Genomic DNA, 16,410 nt, shown 5'->3' with positions numbered 1-16,410 from the left:
AGTGGGCTCGCCCTATTGTCACGCCCCCCAGGAGCAGGCATGCCGGTTCAGTCCCGCCGACGCTCGGCGTCGAACGAGTCGACCGGAGCCGTCTCCGGCCGGGCCTCGTCGGTGCGGCAGTCGGGCGCGCGGACCGGTCCGGCCGGCCGCGGCGGCCCGGCCGCACGCTCCGGCCGCGGCACCACCACCGGCGGTAAGCGGCCGCGCCGCAAGGACCCGATCTGGGCCCGCACGATGGTCATCATGGGCGCGCTGCTGATGATGCTCAGCGGCACCACCATCGTCGGCAGCAAGTGGCTGATCGACCGGGCGACCGGTGGCATCGAGCAGTCCAACCTGCTCGGGGTGGCCGGCAAGACCGAGGCCGAGGGCGGCAACAACCTCGAAGGCCCGATCGACATGCTGCTGCTCGGCATCGACCACCGGGCCAGCTGGGAGGAGTCGGACACCCGCGCCGACACGATCATCATCCTGCACATCCCGGCCACTCACGACCAGGCCTACCTGATCTCCATCCCCCGGGACACCGAGGTCGAGGTGCCGGCCTTCCCGGCCAGCGGGTACCCCGGTGGGGTCGCCAAGGCCACCGAGGCCTTCTTCCACGGCGCCCAGAACGGAGCCGGGCACGCCGGCGGTGCGCAGCTGATGGCCGAGACGATCAAGAACATGACCGGGATCAGCTTCGACGGGGCCGCGATCATCAACTTCAGCGGCTTCAAGTCGGTGATCGACAGCCTCGGCACCATCCCGATCTGCGTCGACGAGGACACCCCGTCGGCCCACATGACCCTGGTCGACGGCAAGCCGATGTGGAACTCCGACGCCGAGCAGACCAACGGCGACAAGCAGCAGGTCGTGCACAAGAAGGGCTGCCGCGAGATGGCCGGCTGGGAGGCGCTGGACTTCTCCCGGCAGCGGTACGGCCTGGCCAATGGCGACTACGACCGGCAGAAGAACCAGCAGAAGCTGCTCAAGGGCATGGCCAAGAAGGCGATGGCCGACGGTGTGATGACCAACCCGCTGAAGCTGACCCAGCTGATCGAGTCGGCCGGCAAGGCCTTCGTGCTGGACACCGGCCCCGTACCGGTCGCCGACTTCGTCTTCACCATGCGTGGGGTGGCCGCCAACGACCTGGTGATGTTGCGCACCAACGACGGCAGCTTCAACGGCAACGATTCCGGCCGTGAGGAGCTGACCCCGCTGTCCATGGAGATGTTCCGCGCCGTGAAGAACGACACTCTGGACGACTTCATCCTGGCCAATCCCACCGTCCTCGCCGGTCAGCAATAGGCTGACGGCATGTTCGGACCTGCTGTGCCCGTCGTCGCCGCCCCGGACGTCGCCGACGACGCCTATCTGCTCGACGTCCGCGAGCCCGAGGAGTGGGCCGCCGGGCACGCCCCCGGTGCCCACCACCTGCCGATGATGGAGATCCCGCACCGGCTCGCCGACGTGCCCTCCGACGGCGACGTGGTGGTCGTCTGCCGCTCCGGCGGCCGCTCCGGCAAAGTCGTCGCGTACCTGCGCCAGCACGGGTGGGACAACGTCCGCAACCTCGACGGCGGCATGCAGAGCTGGGCGGCGAACGGCCGGGCGATGGTCAGCGAGACCGGACAGCCGGCCCAGGTGCTCTGACCGGCCGAAGCACCGTACGCCGACAGGCGGCGGACACCACCGTACGCCGACGGGCGGACACCACCGGACGCACGGCGGTCGGCGGCCACTGCCGAAATCGGCCCGAACACGGCACACTCACAGGCATGCCGGAACGCCCCGACTACCCGAGCCTGATCGCCGGACACACCGTCGTCCTGGACATGATCAACAACGGGGAGTCCGGCCTGCCGGTGCTGCACCACCTGCTGCGCCTGGCACAGCGGGCGCTCGGTGCCGCCGGGACCTCCTTCGCCGAGTACGGCCCCACCAGCGGCCGGATCATCGCCGCCGCCGGGGCCGCCGAGTGGTCCATCGGCCGCCCGGTCGACCTGGCGAACCCGGCCACCGCGCGGCTGCTCACCGGCCCCCGTACGATCGAATTTCCGGTCTCGGCCCTCGCCGCCGAGCAGGCCGACCAGATCACCGGGCGGGGCCTGCACCGGATGCTGACCGCCCGCGCCGAGATCGGCGGCGTCCTCATCGGCAGCCTGCACGCCTACTATCCGGACGCCGACGGCGAGGCCAGCCCCGACCACCACACCCTGATCGCGTACCTGTCGTCCTGCATCGCGCACATGTACGGCGACCAGACCGGCCTGCCGGTGCACGGCGACGGCCCGGTGGTCGCCGCGCTCGCCGACGGACTGGCGATCATCGACGACGAGTCCTGCGTACGACTGTGGAACCCGGCCGCCGAACGACTCACCGGCAGCCCGGCCGCGCAGCGACTGCACCGGCCGATCCCGTTCCCGGTGCCGCCACCGGGTCAGGTCGTCGACCACCAGCTGTCGGACGGCCGCTGGCTGCGGCTGACCTCCGGGGACCTGCCCGGCGTCGTCGCCTCACGGGTCGTCACCTTCCGCGACATCACCGACCAGCACCGCCGCGACCACGACGTCGACCTGTTCATCTCCGTCACCAGCCACGAGCTGCGGACACCCGTGACCGTGATCAAGGGTTACGCCGAGACGCTCAGCGAGCACTGGGATCAGCTCACCGACGCGGACCGCCGCGACGCGGCCCGGGTGCTCGGCCAACGCGCCACCGAACTGGCCCGGCTCGTCGACCGGCTGCTGTCCGCGGCGAACGACGCCGGGCCGGCGGTCGGCAGCCCGCCGGCCCCGTTCGACCTCGTCGAAACCCTGCGCACGGCCGCCGAGCACCTGCCGGCCGGGCTGCGTCGCCGGCTCACCATCGACCTGCCGGAGGACCTGCCGAAGGCGTGCGGCGACCGGGGCAGCCTGGCCACCGTCGTGACCGAGCTCGCCACCAACGCCGACAAGTACTCACCACCCGGCACGGCGGTCGAGCTGACCGCCGACGCCGACGAACGCACCGTGGTGTTCCGGATTAGCGATCGTGGCATCGGGGTACGTCCAGAGCACGTGGAACGAGCGTTCGACCGGTTCTGGCAGGGCGAACAGGGCGATCAGCGCCGCTACCCGGGTGCCGGCCTGGGGCTCTACCTCGTGCGGCAGATCGTCGAGCGACAACACGGATGGGTGTCCCTACGACCCCGCGACGGCGGGGGGACGGTCGCGGAGGTGCGACTGCCCCGGGGGTGAGAGGAGACAGGCGTGAAGGCGGCACTGGTGGGACGGACCTGGAGCGTCCTGGTGCCGCACCATCCCAGTGGTGCACGGCTCGCCCGGCACCGGCTCACCACCTGCCTGACCGACCGGATCCGACCCGGTCTGCTGGCTGACGTGATGACGGTCGTCGCGGAGCTGGTCGGCAACGCGGTACGGCATGCCCGACCGCTGCCCGACGGGATGGTCCGGATCACCTGTCAACTGATGTTGCGTGAACCCGGCCGGACGGTACGCATCCAGGTCACCGACGGTGGCTCGGCCGACGCACCGCAGGTGCGCCCGGCGACGCCGGAGGCGCTCAACGGCCGGGGGCTGGGCATCGTCGCGGCGCTCGCACGGCGGTGGGGGGTGGCCGAGTCCGGTGCCGGCCGGTGTGTCTGGGCCGAACTCCGCTGACCGCGAAGCGGTGGAATCCTCTAGGCTGACTGGCCGTGAGCAAGCGCCGAAAGCAGGACCGGGCCGCGAGCGGCGGCAAGCGGGAGAAGATCCGCGACGTATTCGTGCCCCGGCCGTTCGCCGGGCTGGCCGACGAACCGGACTGGGTCGCGCTCCGCGAGCTGGTCCCGGCCGGCACCGCCCCGCTGGTCCTGGCTGCGGAGCTGACCGAGAAGTACGCCGACCGGACGGTCACGCTGGCGACCGTCCTGCCGATGGCGGTGCCGGCGCTGGTGCGCGCCGACGGGCACGTCATGCTCGGACTGCAGCGGCACGCCCAGTCCGGTGACGTGTCCCGGGACCTGGCCGCCGCGCTGCTGTCGGCGTTGGAGACCGCGCCGGGCGAGACCGTCGTGGTGCCGCCGTTGCCCGGGCCGGGCCCTCGACTGCAGGACGTGCTGGCCGACGGGGCGCTGTCGGTGACCGTGCACGACGGTTTCAGCTTCTGGGTGACCCCCGAGGCGGCCGACGATCCGGCGGTGCAGGCGTCGCTGGAGCGCGCCGACGCGTCGGTCTACCCGACCACCCGGATGGCGGCGGCGACCGCCGCGTACTGGTGCCGGGTGGGTGACCGGGCGCACGTGCGCTGGGTGCTGGGCGACGAGGAGGACCGGGCGCTGGACACCCTGGCCCGGCTGAGCGCCGCCGGGGACCTGCCGTTGGGGCCGCAGACCAAGTTCGCCGGCATGTTCCGGGCGCACGGGATGCTGGTGCCGGTCTGGGATCTGCCGGCGGCGCCGTCGGCCGACGAGTGGGAGGGTCCGCTGGCGGAGTTCGCCAAGCGGTACGCCGAGGCGGCCACCGACTCCGGCGCGCTCGACGCGGCCGCCCGGCGGGCCCGACAGGGCCTGCTCGGCCGGCAACTCACGCTGCGCTGACCCGCTCCGCCCCCGCCGAGGGCCGCCGGGGCAGCGGTCCGGCACGGACAGCGGTCCGGCACGGACAGCGGCTCAGCGGGTGAGCGGGTCGCGGACCAACGGGGCCGACATGCACCGGGGGCCGCCCCGCCCGGAGCCGAGTTCGGCACCGGGGATCGTGACCACCTCGATGCCGGCCCGGCGCAGCTGGGCGTTGGTGGCGGTGTTGCGTTCGTAGGCGACGCACACCCCGGGCGACAGGGCCAGGGTGTTGTTGCCGTCGTCCCACTGTTCCCGCTCGGCGGTGACCGGGTCCAGGCCGGTGCCGACCAGACGCAGCCGGTCCAGGTCCATGGCGTCGGCGGCGGCCCGCAGCCACGGTGCCGGGCCGTCTACCTGCAGCTCACCGGCACTGTCGAGGATCACCGTGTACGCGCGGAGGCTGTCGGCCATCGGCGGATACATCAGTACGGCGTCCACGTCGACGAGGGTGCAGACGGTGTCCAGGTGCATGGTGGCCCGCCGTTGGGCGATCGGCACCACCAGGACGGTGTGGGCCAGCCCGGCGCACAGCACCCGGTGGGCCAGTTGCTCCACTCCGGCGGGGGTGGTGCGTTCGCCGACGCCGATCGCGAGGACCCCGGGTGCCAGCAGCAGGACGTCGCCGCCCTCGACGTGGGCGCCGCTGGGGCGGTGCAGCAGTTCGGTGCCGGCGAACCGGGGGTGGTGCCGGTAGATCAGGTCGGTGAGATGGCCCTCCCGTCGTCGGGCCCGCATCGCGAGGCTGGTCACCGCGACCCGGTCGCGGATCCAGACGGATGAATCCCGGGTGAACAACAGGTTCGGCAGCGGCGCGATGACGAAGTCGTGGGGGTCCATCAGGGTGTAGCCCAGACCGGGCGGCTGGTCGGCGCGGATCCGCAGTTCGCCGCGGGCGATGCCGGCGACGAGGACCCGGGCGAGTCCGGCGGGGTCGAGGTAGCCGAGCTGATCGGCGACCCGCTGCCGCAGGCTGACGCCGAGTCGGGCGCCGTCGAGGACGGTCGTCACGGCCTCGGCGCGGGCGTCCGGGTGGGCGACGGTCTCGGCGAGCAACTGTTCCAGGTAGAGCACCTCCACGTCGCGTTCGCGCAGCACCGCCGCGAAGGCGTCGTGTTCGGCCTGGGCGCGGCTGACCCAGGGGATCGCGTCGAAGAGCAGGCTGCCGCTGTTGCGCGGGGTCAGCCGGGCGAGTTCGGCGCCGGGGCGGTGCAGCAGAACGGTCCGAAGGTGGCCGACCTCACTGTCGACGTAGTGCGTCACACTCGCAGCCTAGGGCAGTCGTTTGGCACCATCTGTCGAAAGAGTCGTTGGGTGAATAGGGCATTCATCCCTACTCACTCCGGCTCGGCGTCTTGCTTCAGTACCGGTGTCGCCACGTACGGTAGTGGGTAGTCCATCGTCCAGGGGACCTTTTGCCGGAGGTCGTGATGACTGTGTTCCATGAGCGCCGCGTACTGCCCGCCCAGCGGGCCCTGCCCCGCCAAGCAGAAGCACGGCCCATGGAGGAGTCTCCGCCCGGAACGCTGGAGGCCATCCGGCCCTCGCCGATGGAGTGGGCCCGCCGCCGCCGCGCCGAGCGGGGCGCCCGCCGTATCGAGGCCGCCGGGGCCCGTGCCCTGCACCGCCTCGACCATCTCGGGCCCGCCTGGCACGTGGTCAACTGGCCGCGTACCGACAGCCCGGACCACGTACTCGGTCTGGACACCGTCGGCCGCGGTGAGCGCGCCGGTTTCCTCGCCATCGGCCCGAGCGGGCTGTTCGCGGTCACCGTCGTCGACCATGGACGCAGCCGGGTGCTCGTCGCCGGCGACGTCGTGCAGATCAACGGCAAGCGCCCGCCGTACGTCGCCGAGGCCCGCCGCGACGCCAAGCGGGCCAGCAAGGCGATGTCCGCCGCCATCGGGCACACCATCCCGGTCGCCCCGGTGCTCACCTTCGTCGGCTCGGGCGTGATCAGCGTCTACGGGCTGCCCAAGGAGTGCATGGTCACCACCCACCGGGAGCTGGACCGGCTGCTCATCGCCGGCGGCACCCGGATCAGCGCCGCCACCGCGGAGAAGCTGTCCCAGGTCGCCCGCCATCCGGGCACCTGGGTCAACGCTCCGTACCGCCAGGCCGCCGACTACCGGTGGTACGGGGCCGACCGAACGGCGGCTGACAAGCCTGCCGGCCGGCGGTAGCCTCGGCGCAGGCGCTGACCGCCTCTCTGCGACGTACATCCGCTGAAATCGGACATGTGACGACCGCGCGTGTTTGCCGCTTCCCGTCCCCTTGGTGGCCCTGACCGGCACCAGTCGACGGACGCCGCAGAGACCGGTTAGCGTTGCGGGTGTCCGGCGGAGTCAGGGGAGGCGCGGTGGCGCACGTCGAGCTCTCAATCTCGGAACCGTTGGTGCCGCAGGCCCGCGAGCCGATGGAGCCGATGCGCGCCGACAATTTCCAGCTCTGGGTCGCCACAGCTGCGGTCGCGCTGGAGCCGTGCCTGGTCATCGACCAGGACTACCGGATCGTCGCGGCGTCACGCTCCTGCTGCGAGCTGCTGGGCCTCGGCGATCCCGGCACCGTCGAGGGCAGCCCGTTGCTGGCCGGCCTGCGACTGGTCGACTTCACCGCCGCCCGCAGCGAACTCGACGAGACCGAAATCGACAAGATCCCGCCGTTGCTCGCGCTCACCTCGGGTCGACTCGCCCGGGGGCTGCTGCGCGTCGCCACCGCCATCGTCGACGGCCAGGGCGACGGCACCGTCGACGCCGTCGCCACGCCGGTGTGGAGCGGCAACAAGGTGGCCGGGTCGCTGACCTTCTTCGCCCCCATCTCCACCGCCTTCTCGGCCAGCTGATCCGGCCTGCCCTGATCCGGCCTGCCTCGATCCGGCCGGCCTCGATCCGGCCAGCTGATCCGGCCGGCCCTGATCCGGCCGGCCCTGATCCGGCCGGCTCGCCGGGGCCGACAGGCACCGTCGCAGCACCTACGATGAGCCGGTGACATCCGCGCTCCGGCCACGTCGGGGCAGCGGGCCGCAGCGGTCGCGGCGCAACCTGCCGGCCTGGTTCGGTCTGCTGCTGATCAGCGCCGTCGCCGTCGCCGGCTGCGGCCGGCCACCCGGGCTCGCCGAGCCCGCGCCCGAGATCTCCCTGCCGGCCGGTGTCGGCGACACCGGCACGCCGCCGGACGGGCCGACCCCGACCGCCACACCGACGCGGACGCCGACCCCGACCGCCACCCCGCCACGTGTGCCGACCCCGACCGCCACCGGGTTCCCGGTGGCAATCGCCGTCGACTGTGCCGGCCGGCCCAGCGCCGATCGGGTGATCGCCGTACTGCGCGCCGACGGGCTGCTGCCCGCCGGCGCCCGGACGACCGTACGGGTCGCGCCACGCTGCGCCGGCAGCTGGCAGTACACCGTCGTGCAGATCCCCGCGCGTGAGCCGCTGCAGGTGGTCACCGAAGGATCGCCGGAGTCGATCACGCTGGTCACCGCCGGCACCGACGTCTGTGTCATCCCGGTACGGGTCGGCGCGCCGGCCGGGATCCGTACCCTCGCCTGCGAGTCGGTGCCGATCCCGCCGACCACTCCGTAAGCTGGCCGGCATGTCCGTCGCCACACCGACCCGGTTCGCCTACCTCGGCCCGGAAGGCACCTTCGCCGAACAGGCGCTGCGGAGCATCCCGGCGGCGCAACGCGCGGAGCGGATCCCGGCCCGCAGCGTGCCCGAGGCGCTCGACGCGGTCCGTGCCGGGACCGTCGACGCCGCCCTGGTACCGCTGGAGAACTCGATCGGCGGGGCGGTCGGGGTCACCTTCGACGAGTTGACCGGCGGCGACCCGCTGATGATCACCCAGGAGGTGGTGCTGCCGGTCGAGTTCGTGCTGGCCGCCCGCGACGGGGTGGCGCTGGAGCGGGTCCGCAGCATCGCCGCGCACCCGCAGGCGTCGACCCAGTGCCGTGGTTGGCTGCGCCGGCAGGTGCCGGACGCGACCGTGGTCGACGTACTGTCCAACGGGGCGGCCGCCGCCGGCGTCGCCAACGGCGAGTTCGACGCGGCGATCTGCGCGCCGATCGGTGCCAGCGGGCACGCGCTGACCGTACTGGCCGACAAGATCGCCGACCACGGCGACGCCGTGACCCGCTTCGTGCTGGTCCGCCGGCCCGGCCCGCTGCCGGCGGCCACCGGCGACGACATCACCACGCTGGCCGTCTACATCGCCCACGACCGGGTCGGCGCGCTGCTCGCGGTGCTGATGGAGCTGGCGGTACGCGAGGTCAACCTGACCCGCATCGAGTCCCGCCCCACCGGCGAGGCCCTCGGCCGGTACGCGTTCTTTCTCGACTGCTCCGGGCACGTCGCCGACGACCGGATGGGCGAGGCGCTGCGTGGTCTGCACCGGGTCTGCGCCGACGTCCGGTTCCTCGGGTCCTACCCACGGCACGACTGGCCGCCGGCCGGCAGCGGCCGGGCCGTCGACGGCCCGGCCCTGCGCGGTGACGACGGGTACGCCCGTGCCGCCGAATGGCTGGCCCGGATCCGCTCCGGCCAGCCCGGCTGACGGACGCTGGCTACCGCTACCGGTGCCGGTGCCGGTGCCGGCTACTGCTGCTGGTGGCCGGCGCCGCGCACCGGCGGCTCCTCCGACGGCTGGACGATCACGAAGCCCTGCCCGGCGAAGCTCATCGTGAACGCCTCACCGGTACGGCGGCCCAGCAGCGTACCGATGCCCAACTGCTCGGCCCGGTGGTAGCCGGTCTGCAGACTGGCCGACCAGCAGACCGCCGCCTGCGGGTCGACGTACGTCGGCTGGTCCACGGTCAGCACCACCGGGGTGCCCTTGGTGGTGATGGCGAGCCGGCCCTGACCGGTGAAGACGCAGTTGAACAGCCCGGCGGACGAGGCGAAGCCCATCCCCTGCACCATCCGGATGTCGTACTGCAGGGTCGAGTCGAAGGCCAGCACGCTGGACCCGTTGATCGACAGCGCGTCGCCCGGTTCCAGGTCGATGATGTGCACGTCGCTGGCCTCGTTGGCGAGGAACACGTCACCCTGACCGGTCAACTTCATCAGCGGTACGCCTTCGCCGGTGAGCCGCTGCTTGATGAAGTTGCCGAGCCCGCCCGAACCGAGCGCCTGGAACTGCACGTGGCCCTGGTAGGCGACCATCGACCCGGTCCGGGCCATCGCCTCCCCGTTGAGTTCGATCTTCAGCATCTTGGAGTTCTGCAGCCGCATGCCGGGCTGGGCCGACTCCTTCTCCAGGTGCTCGGCGGAGAACAGGGCACTGCGCATGGGGGGTCCCTCCTGGTCAGGTCGATCGCCCCGAAGGGTAGGTGACCAGCGCAAGGAGGGTCATCGCCGAACCGGCCGGAGGCCGGTTCGAAAGGTCGGAGGCCAGCTCGAAAGGTCGGAGGCGGGGCTCAACCCCAGCCGAGGGCGTGCAGCCGTTCGTCGTCGATGCCGAAGTGGTGGGCGATCTCGTGGACCACCGTGATGGCCACCTCCTCGACCACGTCGGCCTCGGTGTCGCAGATCCGCAGAATCGGATTGCGGTAGATCAGGATCCGGTCCGGCAGCACCCCGGCGTAGTCCCAGCCCCGGCTGGTCAACGCGTGCCCCTCGTAGAGTCCGAGCAGCTCCGGTTCACCGGCCGGGGTGTCGTCCTCGACGAGGATCACCACGTTGCTCATCAACCGGAGCAGCTCCGGAGGCACCTCATCCAGGGCCTCCCCGACGAGCTCCTCGAAGCGTTCGCGGCTCATCTCGACCGGCATCGGTCCATTCTGCCGCACCGCTCGTCGCCGGGGACGACCTTGGACGTGGAATCGGATCGTGCGCTTCGATGTGGTTCGTCAGACGGACAGGCTGGCGTTCAAGGTGATCTCGGCGCCCGGCGACAGCAGCCGGGAGATCGGGCAGTTGGCCTTCGCGGCCTCGGCCAGCTTCTGGAACGTGTCCGGGTCGATGCCCGGGACCTCACCGACCGTCTCCAGGTCGATGCGGGTGACGGTCATCCCGGCGTCGATCTTGTCCAGGTGCACCGACGCGGTGGTCTGCACCGACGTCGGCGTGAAGCCGGCGTCCGCCAGCCCCTTGGAGAACGCCATCGAGAAGCAGCCGGCGTGGGCCGCCCCGATCAGCTCCTCCGGGTTGGTGCCCTCGCCCTCCTCGAAACGGGACTTGAACGAATAGTTCCCCTCGTATCCGCCCTTGCCGGTGCGGATGGTGCCGGAACCCTCGGTCAGATTGCCCTGCCAGCGGGCTGATGCGGTACGGATAGGCATGGCCATGACGCTAGCTCACGGCGATGGCCGCTGCGACGAAGCCCGGTGCAAAGGTGGACCCACCTGGAGTGCGCACACCGGCCTGGCGTAAACCTGCGCGCGAGGTGGCCGGCGCTGCCGGTATCGTTGGCTGCTGTGATCGATCTCCGCCTGCTCCGTGACGACCCGGACCTCTTCCGTGCCAGCCAGCGTGCCCGCGGTGAGTCCGAGTCCCGGGTGGACGATCTGATCGCCACCGACGAGGCCCGACGGACGGCCGTGCAGGCGTTCGAGGCGTTGCGTGCCGAGCAGAAGCAACTCGGCAAGCGCCTGTCCCGGGCCGAACCGGCCGAGAAGCTTGAGCTGCTCGCCCGTACCAAGAAGTTGTCGGCCCAGGTGAAGGCGGCCGAAACGGCCGTGACCGAGGCCGAGCAGGCGCTGCGCCGGGCGCAGTTGGCCTTCCCCAACCTGGTCGAGGACGGGGCGCCGTCCGGCGGCGAGGACGACTACGTCGTGCTGCGCGAGGTCGGTGACCGGCCCGACATCGACAACCCCCGCGATCACCTGGCGATCGGCGAGGCGCTCGGCGCGATCGACGTCGAACGCGGCGCGAAGGTCTCCGGCAGCCGGTTCTACTACCTGACCGGCGTCGGCGCGCTGCTGCAACTTGGCCTGCTGCAGCTGGCCATCGCCCAGGCCGTCGAGTACGGCCTCACCCCGACGATCACCCCGGTGCTGGTCAAGCCGGAGTCGATGGAGGGCACCGGTTTCCTCGGCGAGCACGCCAGCGAGGTCTACCGGCTCGAAGCCGACGACCTGTACCTGGTCGGCACCAGCGAGGTGCCGCTGGCGGCGTACCACTCGAACGAGATCCTGACCCTCGACGGCCCGGTCCGCTACGCCGGCTGGTCGTCGTGCTTCCGGCGCGAAGCCGGGTCGTACGGCCGGGACGTGCGCGGCATCCTGCGGGTGCACCAGTTCGACAAGGTGGAGATGTTCTCCTTCTGCCCGCCGGAGCAGGCCCACGACGAGCATCTGCGGCTGCTCGCCTGGGAGGAGGAGATGCTGGCCAAGGTCGAGATCCCGTACCGGGTGATCGACGTCGCCGCCGGCGACCTGGGCACCAGCGCGGCCCGCAAGTACGACTGCGAGGCGTGGGTGCCGTCGCAGGGCCGCTACCGCGAGGTCACCTCCACGTCGAACTGCACCACCTTCCAGGCCCGCCGGCTGAACATCCGCTACCGCGACGCCGAGGGCCGCACCCAGCCGGTGGCGACCCTCAACGGCACCCTGGCGACGACCCGGTGGCTGATCCCGATCCTGGAGAACCACCAGCAGCCGGACGGTTCGGTACGGGTGCCGAAGGCGCTGCAGCCCTACCTCGGCGGCCGCGACGTCCTGGAACCCCTGGCCACCGCCTGACCGCTACCCGCTCTGCTGGGCGCGACGGAGTGAATCGGCTGCGGGTGGACGTGCCGTACCGGCAGTTGCCGGTCGACCAGTCCGACGTCCGCTACCGGCACGGCCCCGACTCGGTACGCCTACCCGGTGTCCCGGTCGGCCGGACCATCGAGTTCGACTGGGCGGACAGCGCCGTCTACCCGGGTACGGCGCGGAAGTTCTGGGTGCACCTGCCGGCGCAGTACGACCCGTCCCGCCCTGCCGCCCTGTTGGTGTTCCAGGACGGCTGGTGGAACCTGGACCCGGCCGGCGAGGTCCGTGGCGCCGTCGTCCTGGACAACCTGATCCACAACGGCGACCTCCCTCCGATGATCGGTGTGTTCGTCGACCCTGGGTCCATGCCTGACGGCGCTGCCGCTGGTGACGGCCCTGGTGACGGCGGCAGCGGCGCTGGTGACGGTGGCGCTGCTGGCGGCGGCAGGCGTAAGCAGCGCAACGTCGAGTACGACGCTTTCGACGACCGCTGTGCCACCTTCCTGTTGAGCGAGATCATCCCCCAGGTGACAGGGCGTTTTTCGATCACCGATGACCCGGATCAGTGGGGGATCTGCGGGATCAGCAGCGGCGGCAACTGCGCTTTCACTGTCGCCTGGCTGCGCCCGGACAGGTTCCGCCGGGTGCTCTGCTGCCTGTCCAGCTTCGCCCAGATGCCCGGCGGCAACCCTTATCCGGAGCTGATCCGGGACATCCCACGCAAGCCTTTGCGGATCTTCCTGCAGGCCGCGCACCGGGACATCAACTGGAACGAGCCGGAGCGCAACTGGCTCGCCAGCAACCTGCACGTCGCGGCCGCCCTGGCGCAGTCCGGATACGACTTCCGGCTGGTGCTCGGCGACGGTGGGCACAGCCCGAACCACCCCGGCGCGCTGCTGCCGGATGCGCTGCGCTGGCTCTGGCGACCCGCGTTTCAAGATCAGTTGATGTAAAACCAGAGCGGCACCGGCGTGTCGTCCGTATTCACAACAACTGATCTTGGCGGGCCCGGGCGCCAGAAGGCGGCAGGGGTCGCTGACGTAAACGTCCTACTTCGGTTCAGCCACGAACACGCCGACGCCGTGGGCACTCTCGACCAGGCCCTCGGTCCGCAGGGCGTGCATTGCGTAGCGGATCACCGAATCCGAGATCTTGTGTTCAGCCTTGAGCTGGGCAGTTGACGGGAGCTTGTCGCCGGGTCGTAGTTCGCCGCTCTTGATCTGAGCGCGGATGTGATCGGCAAGCTTCTCCCACTTGGTGGCGGGCATGGGCACTCCTTGGTCTCCGCCGACCATGAGAACACGTTCGCAGTACAGGCAGCAAGATGCCGGTACAGCGGACTAGTGCTGGTGACTTAAGCGAACTACTTCGCTTAGGTTCCTGGTGCGAGGTTTCCTCCTTGGTCTCCAACCCGCAGAGGACACCACGCGGCAGGTCGGGGCGGTCGGCGAGTCACGCCGTCGGGCGTCCCGGCCCCGAAGATGTGCCCTGGTCGCCGTACTGCCGAGGAGGGCTGCGGTGATCGGCGGCCGGGGTGGCCCCGCCGGATCGGCAAGCGGCGGGGCCACCCCATCCACCGGCCACCCCATCCACCGGCCACTCCATCCACCGGCCAGGCCGACGAACGCCCGAGACAAGCACGAGCGAGGAAGCCCACCGACAGGAGGTAACACGTGATGCGAGAGCTCTGGCGACGCTGGCGACTAAGGCGGCAACGCCGCACGATGGCCGGCACGCCACCGCGTGACTGGCCGAACGGCAGCGGCGTGTACCGCGTACCGGCCGATCGCAGCCGCAACCAGCGACCGGTTGCGTACCGGCCGATCCGGCCCTGGCAGGTGCGCAGCCACCGCTTCCCGACGGTCCCCCGGCGCGGCGGCGGCCTGGACCCCGGCGAGGTCGCCGCCTTCCTCGAACGGGTCGCCCACGACCTCGGCATCCTGTACGCCGAACTCGACCGCACCTACGAACAGAACGACCGGATCAAGGACGCCCTGCGCCGCTGGCAGTCCAGCCAGGTTGAGGCAGCATCGAGGTGAGGCTCATCCACGTCATCTGTCGAGTTTGACGTGGATGAGCCTCACCTCGACGTCATGCCGAATGGGGACCCAGGCTGGCCCGGCACGGCGACGACGACTACGTGCAGTGGGCCGGGCACGTGGGTTGCGGCATCCGACCGTCCGCGCGGGGGCGTGAGCTGGCCACCTGGGCGCTGAGCCGGATGCTCACGGTGTGGCGGGGTCCTCGAAGGCGTGTGTGATGCCGCGTTCGGGTCGGTCCAGCGGTACTGGATCGTGCTGTGACGGCGGACACCGATGCCTGGTCAGTGTGCACGCGGTCTTCGCGCGGAAGTCATGGTCAGGTCACGGTACGCGAGGTACGGTTGCTGCCCCGCCGACCGAGGAGATCATCGACCAAGGAGAGCGTCGCCTTGGAGATCGTCGACCTTGGGGATCAAGGAGGACAGCATGCCGCGCCCCGGCCTACCCAAGCTGATCGCCACGGACCTTGACGGCACACTGGTCCGCAGCGACGAGACCGTCTCCGCGTACACCCATGAGGTGCTCGACCGGGCCCGGTCGCTCGGCATCCCGGTCGTCGGGGCGACCGGGCGCGGGCCGCGGCTGATCGAGTTGACCCGCAACGACATCCGGGCCGCCGACTACCTGGTGATGGCCGGCGGCGGCCGGGTGGTCGACCAGAGCGACCCGACCGGGGTACGGGTGCTGCGCGACGAACGGCTGCCCGGTGACACCCTGGCCGAGATCGTCACCCACCTGGAGGCGGCGGTCGGCCCGCTCACCGTCATGGTCGAGGCGTCCGACGAGCACGACGCCCCGTTGTGGGGCGACTTCGACCCGCACTGGCGCTACCCGGAGCGGTTCGAGGCCCGCACCCGAGAACAGTGCCTGTCCGGGGAGGTGATCAAGGCGTTCGCGCGGACCCCGTCACATGATGTCGACGCGCTGCTCGCCGCCGCGATCCGGCTGATCCCGCCGACGCTGGCGACGGTCACCCAGGCCGGTCTCGGCTTCATCGAGATCTGCCCACCCGGAGTGGACAAGGCCAGCGGGCTGGCGGTGGTCGCCGAGACCCTCGGCGTCGACCCGGCGGACGTCCTGGTCTTCGGCGACATGCCGAACGACCTGCCGATGTTCGCCTGGGCCGGGTGGGGACGGGTCGCGGTGTCGAACGCCCATCCGACAGTACGCCGAGCCGCCGATGAGATTACACTGCGTAATGACGATGACGGCGTAGCGATTTACCTGGATCGGTTAATGTCCGGTGATGGAAGTGCATCCACGCGTGGTCGCCACCGACCTCGACGGGACACTGCTGCGGCCCGATAAGTCGCTCAGCGCCCGCACCGCGGCTGCGCTCGACGCCTTCCGGGCCAGCGGCGGGCAGATCCTGCTCGTCACCGGCCGTCCGGTGCGCTGGCTGCCCGCCGTGTACGAGCAGCTGCGTGAACCCGTACCGGCGGTCTGCGCAAACGGCGCGGTGGTCTACGACCCGCAGACCGACACGGTGCTGCGCGCCGACCCGCTCGCCCCGGAGATCATGGCCGAGGTCGCCCGCCGGCTGCGGGCCGAGGTGCCCGACGTCGTCTTCGCCGTCGAGGTCGAGGACGGCCGGCTGATGCGCCACGGCGTCGACTGGCCGGAGCACTGGAACAGCGACCATCCGACCGCCCGGGTCGTCACCGACCCGGCGGAACTGCTCGCCGCACCGGCGGTGAAACTGCTGGTCCGCAGCAGTCACGACGACCCGGACCTGTTCGTCCGCATCGTCGCCGGCGCGCTGGCCGGCATCGCCGAGGCCACCCACTCGTCGAAGTCCGGGCTGGTGGAGATCTCGGCGGCCGGCGTGACCAAGGCCGCCGGGCTGGCCTGGCTCTGTGCCCGGCTGGGCGTGCCGGCCGCCGAGGTGGTCGCCTTCGGCGACATGCCCAACGACGTACCGATGCTGACCTGGGCCGGGCGGGCGGTCGCCGTGGCGAACGCCCACCCGACGGTACGGGACCTCGCCGACGCGGTGACCGCGTCCAACGCCGACGACGGCGTCGCCGCCTACCTGGAGGAGCTCATGGCGCAGCGGCAGCAGCGTCGGTCAGCCTGAGGCGCAGCGGCGCAGCGGCAGC

Annotated in this window: 18 protein-coding genes and 1 pseudogene; 14 read left to right on the top strand and 5 right to left on the bottom strand. The window is 71.2% G+C overall.

Annotated elements, in window-relative coordinates; genetic code table 11:
- The first annotated feature begins 39 nt into the window (after nucleotides 1-39).
- The 5 genes from O7608_RS05365 (at nucleotide 40) to O7608_RS05345 (ending at nucleotide 4,561) form a co-directional block, all read left to right on the top strand.
- Complete coding sequence (locus tag O7608_RS05365; protein WP_289208914.1) at nucleotides 40-1,290, top strand: LCP family protein; 1,251 nt, start codon at nucleotides 40-42, stop codon at nucleotides 1,288-1,290.
- Between the two features lie 9 nt (nucleotides 1,291-1,299).
- Complete coding sequence (locus O7608_RS05360) at nucleotides 1,300-1,635, top strand: rhodanese-like domain-containing protein (RefSeq protein WP_289208913.1); 336 nt, start codon at nucleotides 1,300-1,302, stop codon at nucleotides 1,633-1,635.
- A gap of 125 nt (nucleotides 1,636-1,760) precedes the next feature.
- The gene (locus O7608_RS05355; protein WP_289208912.1) at nucleotides 1,761-3,221 is read left to right on the top strand and encodes a sensor histidine kinase; all 1,461 of its coding nucleotides are present in this window, start codon (nucleotides 1,761-1,763) and stop codon (nucleotides 3,219-3,221) included.
- Between the two features lie 12 nt (nucleotides 3,222-3,233).
- Complete coding sequence (locus O7608_RS05350; RefSeq protein ID WP_289208911.1) at nucleotides 3,234-3,644, top strand: ATP-binding protein; 411 nt, start codon at nucleotides 3,234-3,236, stop codon at nucleotides 3,642-3,644.
- A 35-nt stretch (nucleotides 3,645-3,679) separates the two neighbouring features.
- Nucleotides 3,680-4,561: a DUF5926 family protein gene (locus O7608_RS05345; protein WP_289208910.1), complete on the top strand. Its 882-nt coding sequence runs from the start codon at nucleotides 3,680-3,682 to the stop codon at nucleotides 4,559-4,561.
- Between the two features lie 72 nt (nucleotides 4,562-4,633).
- Here the strand turns inward: O7608_RS05345 and O7608_RS05340 are convergent, their stop codons facing one another.
- Nucleotides 4,634-5,842, bottom strand: a complete 1,209-nt coding sequence (locus O7608_RS05340; protein ID WP_289208909.1) for an arginine deiminase — start codon at nucleotides 5,840-5,842, stop codon at nucleotides 4,634-4,636.
- Nucleotides 5,843-6,009: 167 nt separating this feature from the next.
- Between O7608_RS05340 and O7608_RS05335 the strand changes: the two genes are divergently transcribed.
- The 4 genes from O7608_RS05335 to pheA all read left to right on the top strand — a co-directional run bounded on the left by O7608_RS05335 (nucleotide 6,010) and on the right by pheA (nucleotide 9,130).
- On the top strand, nucleotides 6,010-6,762 hold the full coding sequence (locus O7608_RS05335; protein WP_289208908.1) for a hypothetical protein: 753 nt from the start codon (nucleotides 6,010-6,012) through the stop codon (nucleotides 6,760-6,762).
- A gap of 176 nt (nucleotides 6,763-6,938) precedes the next feature.
- The gene (locus O7608_RS05330; RefSeq protein WP_289208907.1) at nucleotides 6,939-7,421 is read left to right on the top strand and encodes a hypothetical protein; all 483 of its coding nucleotides are present in this window, start codon (nucleotides 6,939-6,941) and stop codon (nucleotides 7,419-7,421) included.
- Nucleotides 7,422-7,563: 142 nt separating this feature from the next.
- A complete protein-coding gene (locus O7608_RS05325) occupies nucleotides 7,564-8,163 on the top strand; it encodes a hypothetical protein (protein ID WP_289208906.1) in 600 nt (199 codons plus the stop codon).
- Between the two features lie 10 nt (nucleotides 8,164-8,173).
- A complete protein-coding gene (gene pheA / locus O7608_RS05320; protein ID WP_289208905.1) occupies nucleotides 8,174-9,130 on the top strand; it encodes a prephenate dehydratase in 957 nt (318 codons plus the stop codon).
- A 41-nt stretch (nucleotides 9,131-9,171) separates the two neighbouring features.
- Here the strand turns inward: pheA and O7608_RS05315 are convergent, their stop codons facing one another.
- From O7608_RS05315 to O7608_RS05305, 3 genes are all read right to left on the bottom strand, one after another.
- Nucleotides 9,172-9,864, bottom strand: a complete 693-nt coding sequence (locus O7608_RS05315; protein WP_282224483.1) for an AIM24 family protein — start codon at nucleotides 9,862-9,864, stop codon at nucleotides 9,172-9,174.
- A 128-nt stretch (nucleotides 9,865-9,992) separates the two neighbouring features.
- Entirely contained in the window at nucleotides 9,993-10,346 is a 354-nt protein-coding gene (locus O7608_RS05310) for a metallopeptidase family protein (protein WP_282224484.1), read from the bottom strand.
- A gap of 78 nt (nucleotides 10,347-10,424) precedes the next feature.
- The gene (locus O7608_RS05305; protein ID WP_289208904.1) at nucleotides 10,425-10,856 is read right to left on the bottom strand and encodes an OsmC family protein; all 432 of its coding nucleotides are present in this window, start codon (nucleotides 10,854-10,856) and stop codon (nucleotides 10,425-10,427) included.
- Nucleotides 10,857-10,991: 135 nt separating this feature from the next.
- On the opposite strand from O7608_RS05305, the gene serS reads away from it, so the two are divergent.
- Together serS and O7608_RS05295 are read left to right on the top strand one after the other, a co-directional pair.
- Complete coding sequence (gene serS, locus O7608_RS05300) at nucleotides 10,992-12,257, top strand: serine--tRNA ligase (RefSeq protein ID WP_289208903.1); 1,266 nt, start codon at nucleotides 10,992-10,994, stop codon at nucleotides 12,255-12,257.
- 38 nt (nucleotides 12,258-12,295) lie between these two features.
- Nucleotides 12,296-13,222: an alpha/beta hydrolase gene (locus O7608_RS05295; RefSeq protein ID WP_289210789.1), complete on the top strand. Its 927-nt coding sequence runs from the start codon at nucleotides 12,296-12,298 to the stop codon at nucleotides 13,220-13,222.
- Nucleotides 13,223-13,318: 96 nt separating this feature from the next.
- On the opposite strand, the gene O7608_RS05290 is transcribed toward O7608_RS05295, so the two are convergent.
- Nucleotides 13,319-13,537 carry a winged helix-turn-helix domain-containing protein gene (locus tag O7608_RS05290; protein ID WP_289208902.1) on the bottom strand — a complete coding sequence of 73 codons (219 nt, stop codon included), beginning with the start codon at nucleotides 13,535-13,537 and terminating at the stop codon, nucleotides 13,319-13,321.
- 408 nt (nucleotides 13,538-13,945) lie between these two features.
- On the opposite strand from O7608_RS05290, the gene O7608_RS05285 reads away from it, so the two are divergent.
- The 3 genes and pseudogenes from O7608_RS05285 to O7608_RS05275 all read left to right on the top strand — a co-directional run bounded on the left by O7608_RS05285 (nucleotide 13,946) and on the right by O7608_RS05275 (nucleotide 16,388).
- Nucleotides 13,946-14,308 carry a DivIVA domain-containing protein gene (locus O7608_RS05285; RefSeq protein ID WP_289208901.1) on the top strand — a complete coding sequence of 121 codons (363 nt, stop codon included), beginning with the start codon at nucleotides 13,946-13,948 and terminating at the stop codon, nucleotides 14,306-14,308.
- 429 nt (nucleotides 14,309-14,737) lie between these two features.
- Nucleotides 14,738-15,553 (top strand): annotated as a pseudogene (locus tag O7608_RS05280) (HAD family hydrolase); the annotation flags it as partial.
- A 4-nt stretch (nucleotides 15,554-15,557) separates the two neighbouring features.
- Nucleotides 15,558-16,388, top strand: coding sequence for an HAD family hydrolase (locus tag O7608_RS05275; protein WP_289208900.1), 831 nt, complete (start codon nucleotides 15,558-15,560; stop codon nucleotides 16,386-16,388).
- Nucleotides 16,389-16,410: the final 22 nt, after the last annotated feature.

Origin of the sequence: Solwaraspora sp. WMMA2056, from assembly GCF_030345095.1 — a bacterium.
Classification (GTDB): domain Bacteria; phylum Actinomycetota; class Actinomycetes; order Mycobacteriales; family Micromonosporaceae; genus Micromonospora_E.
This window is presented reverse-complemented; position numbering and strand designations above follow the sequence as displayed.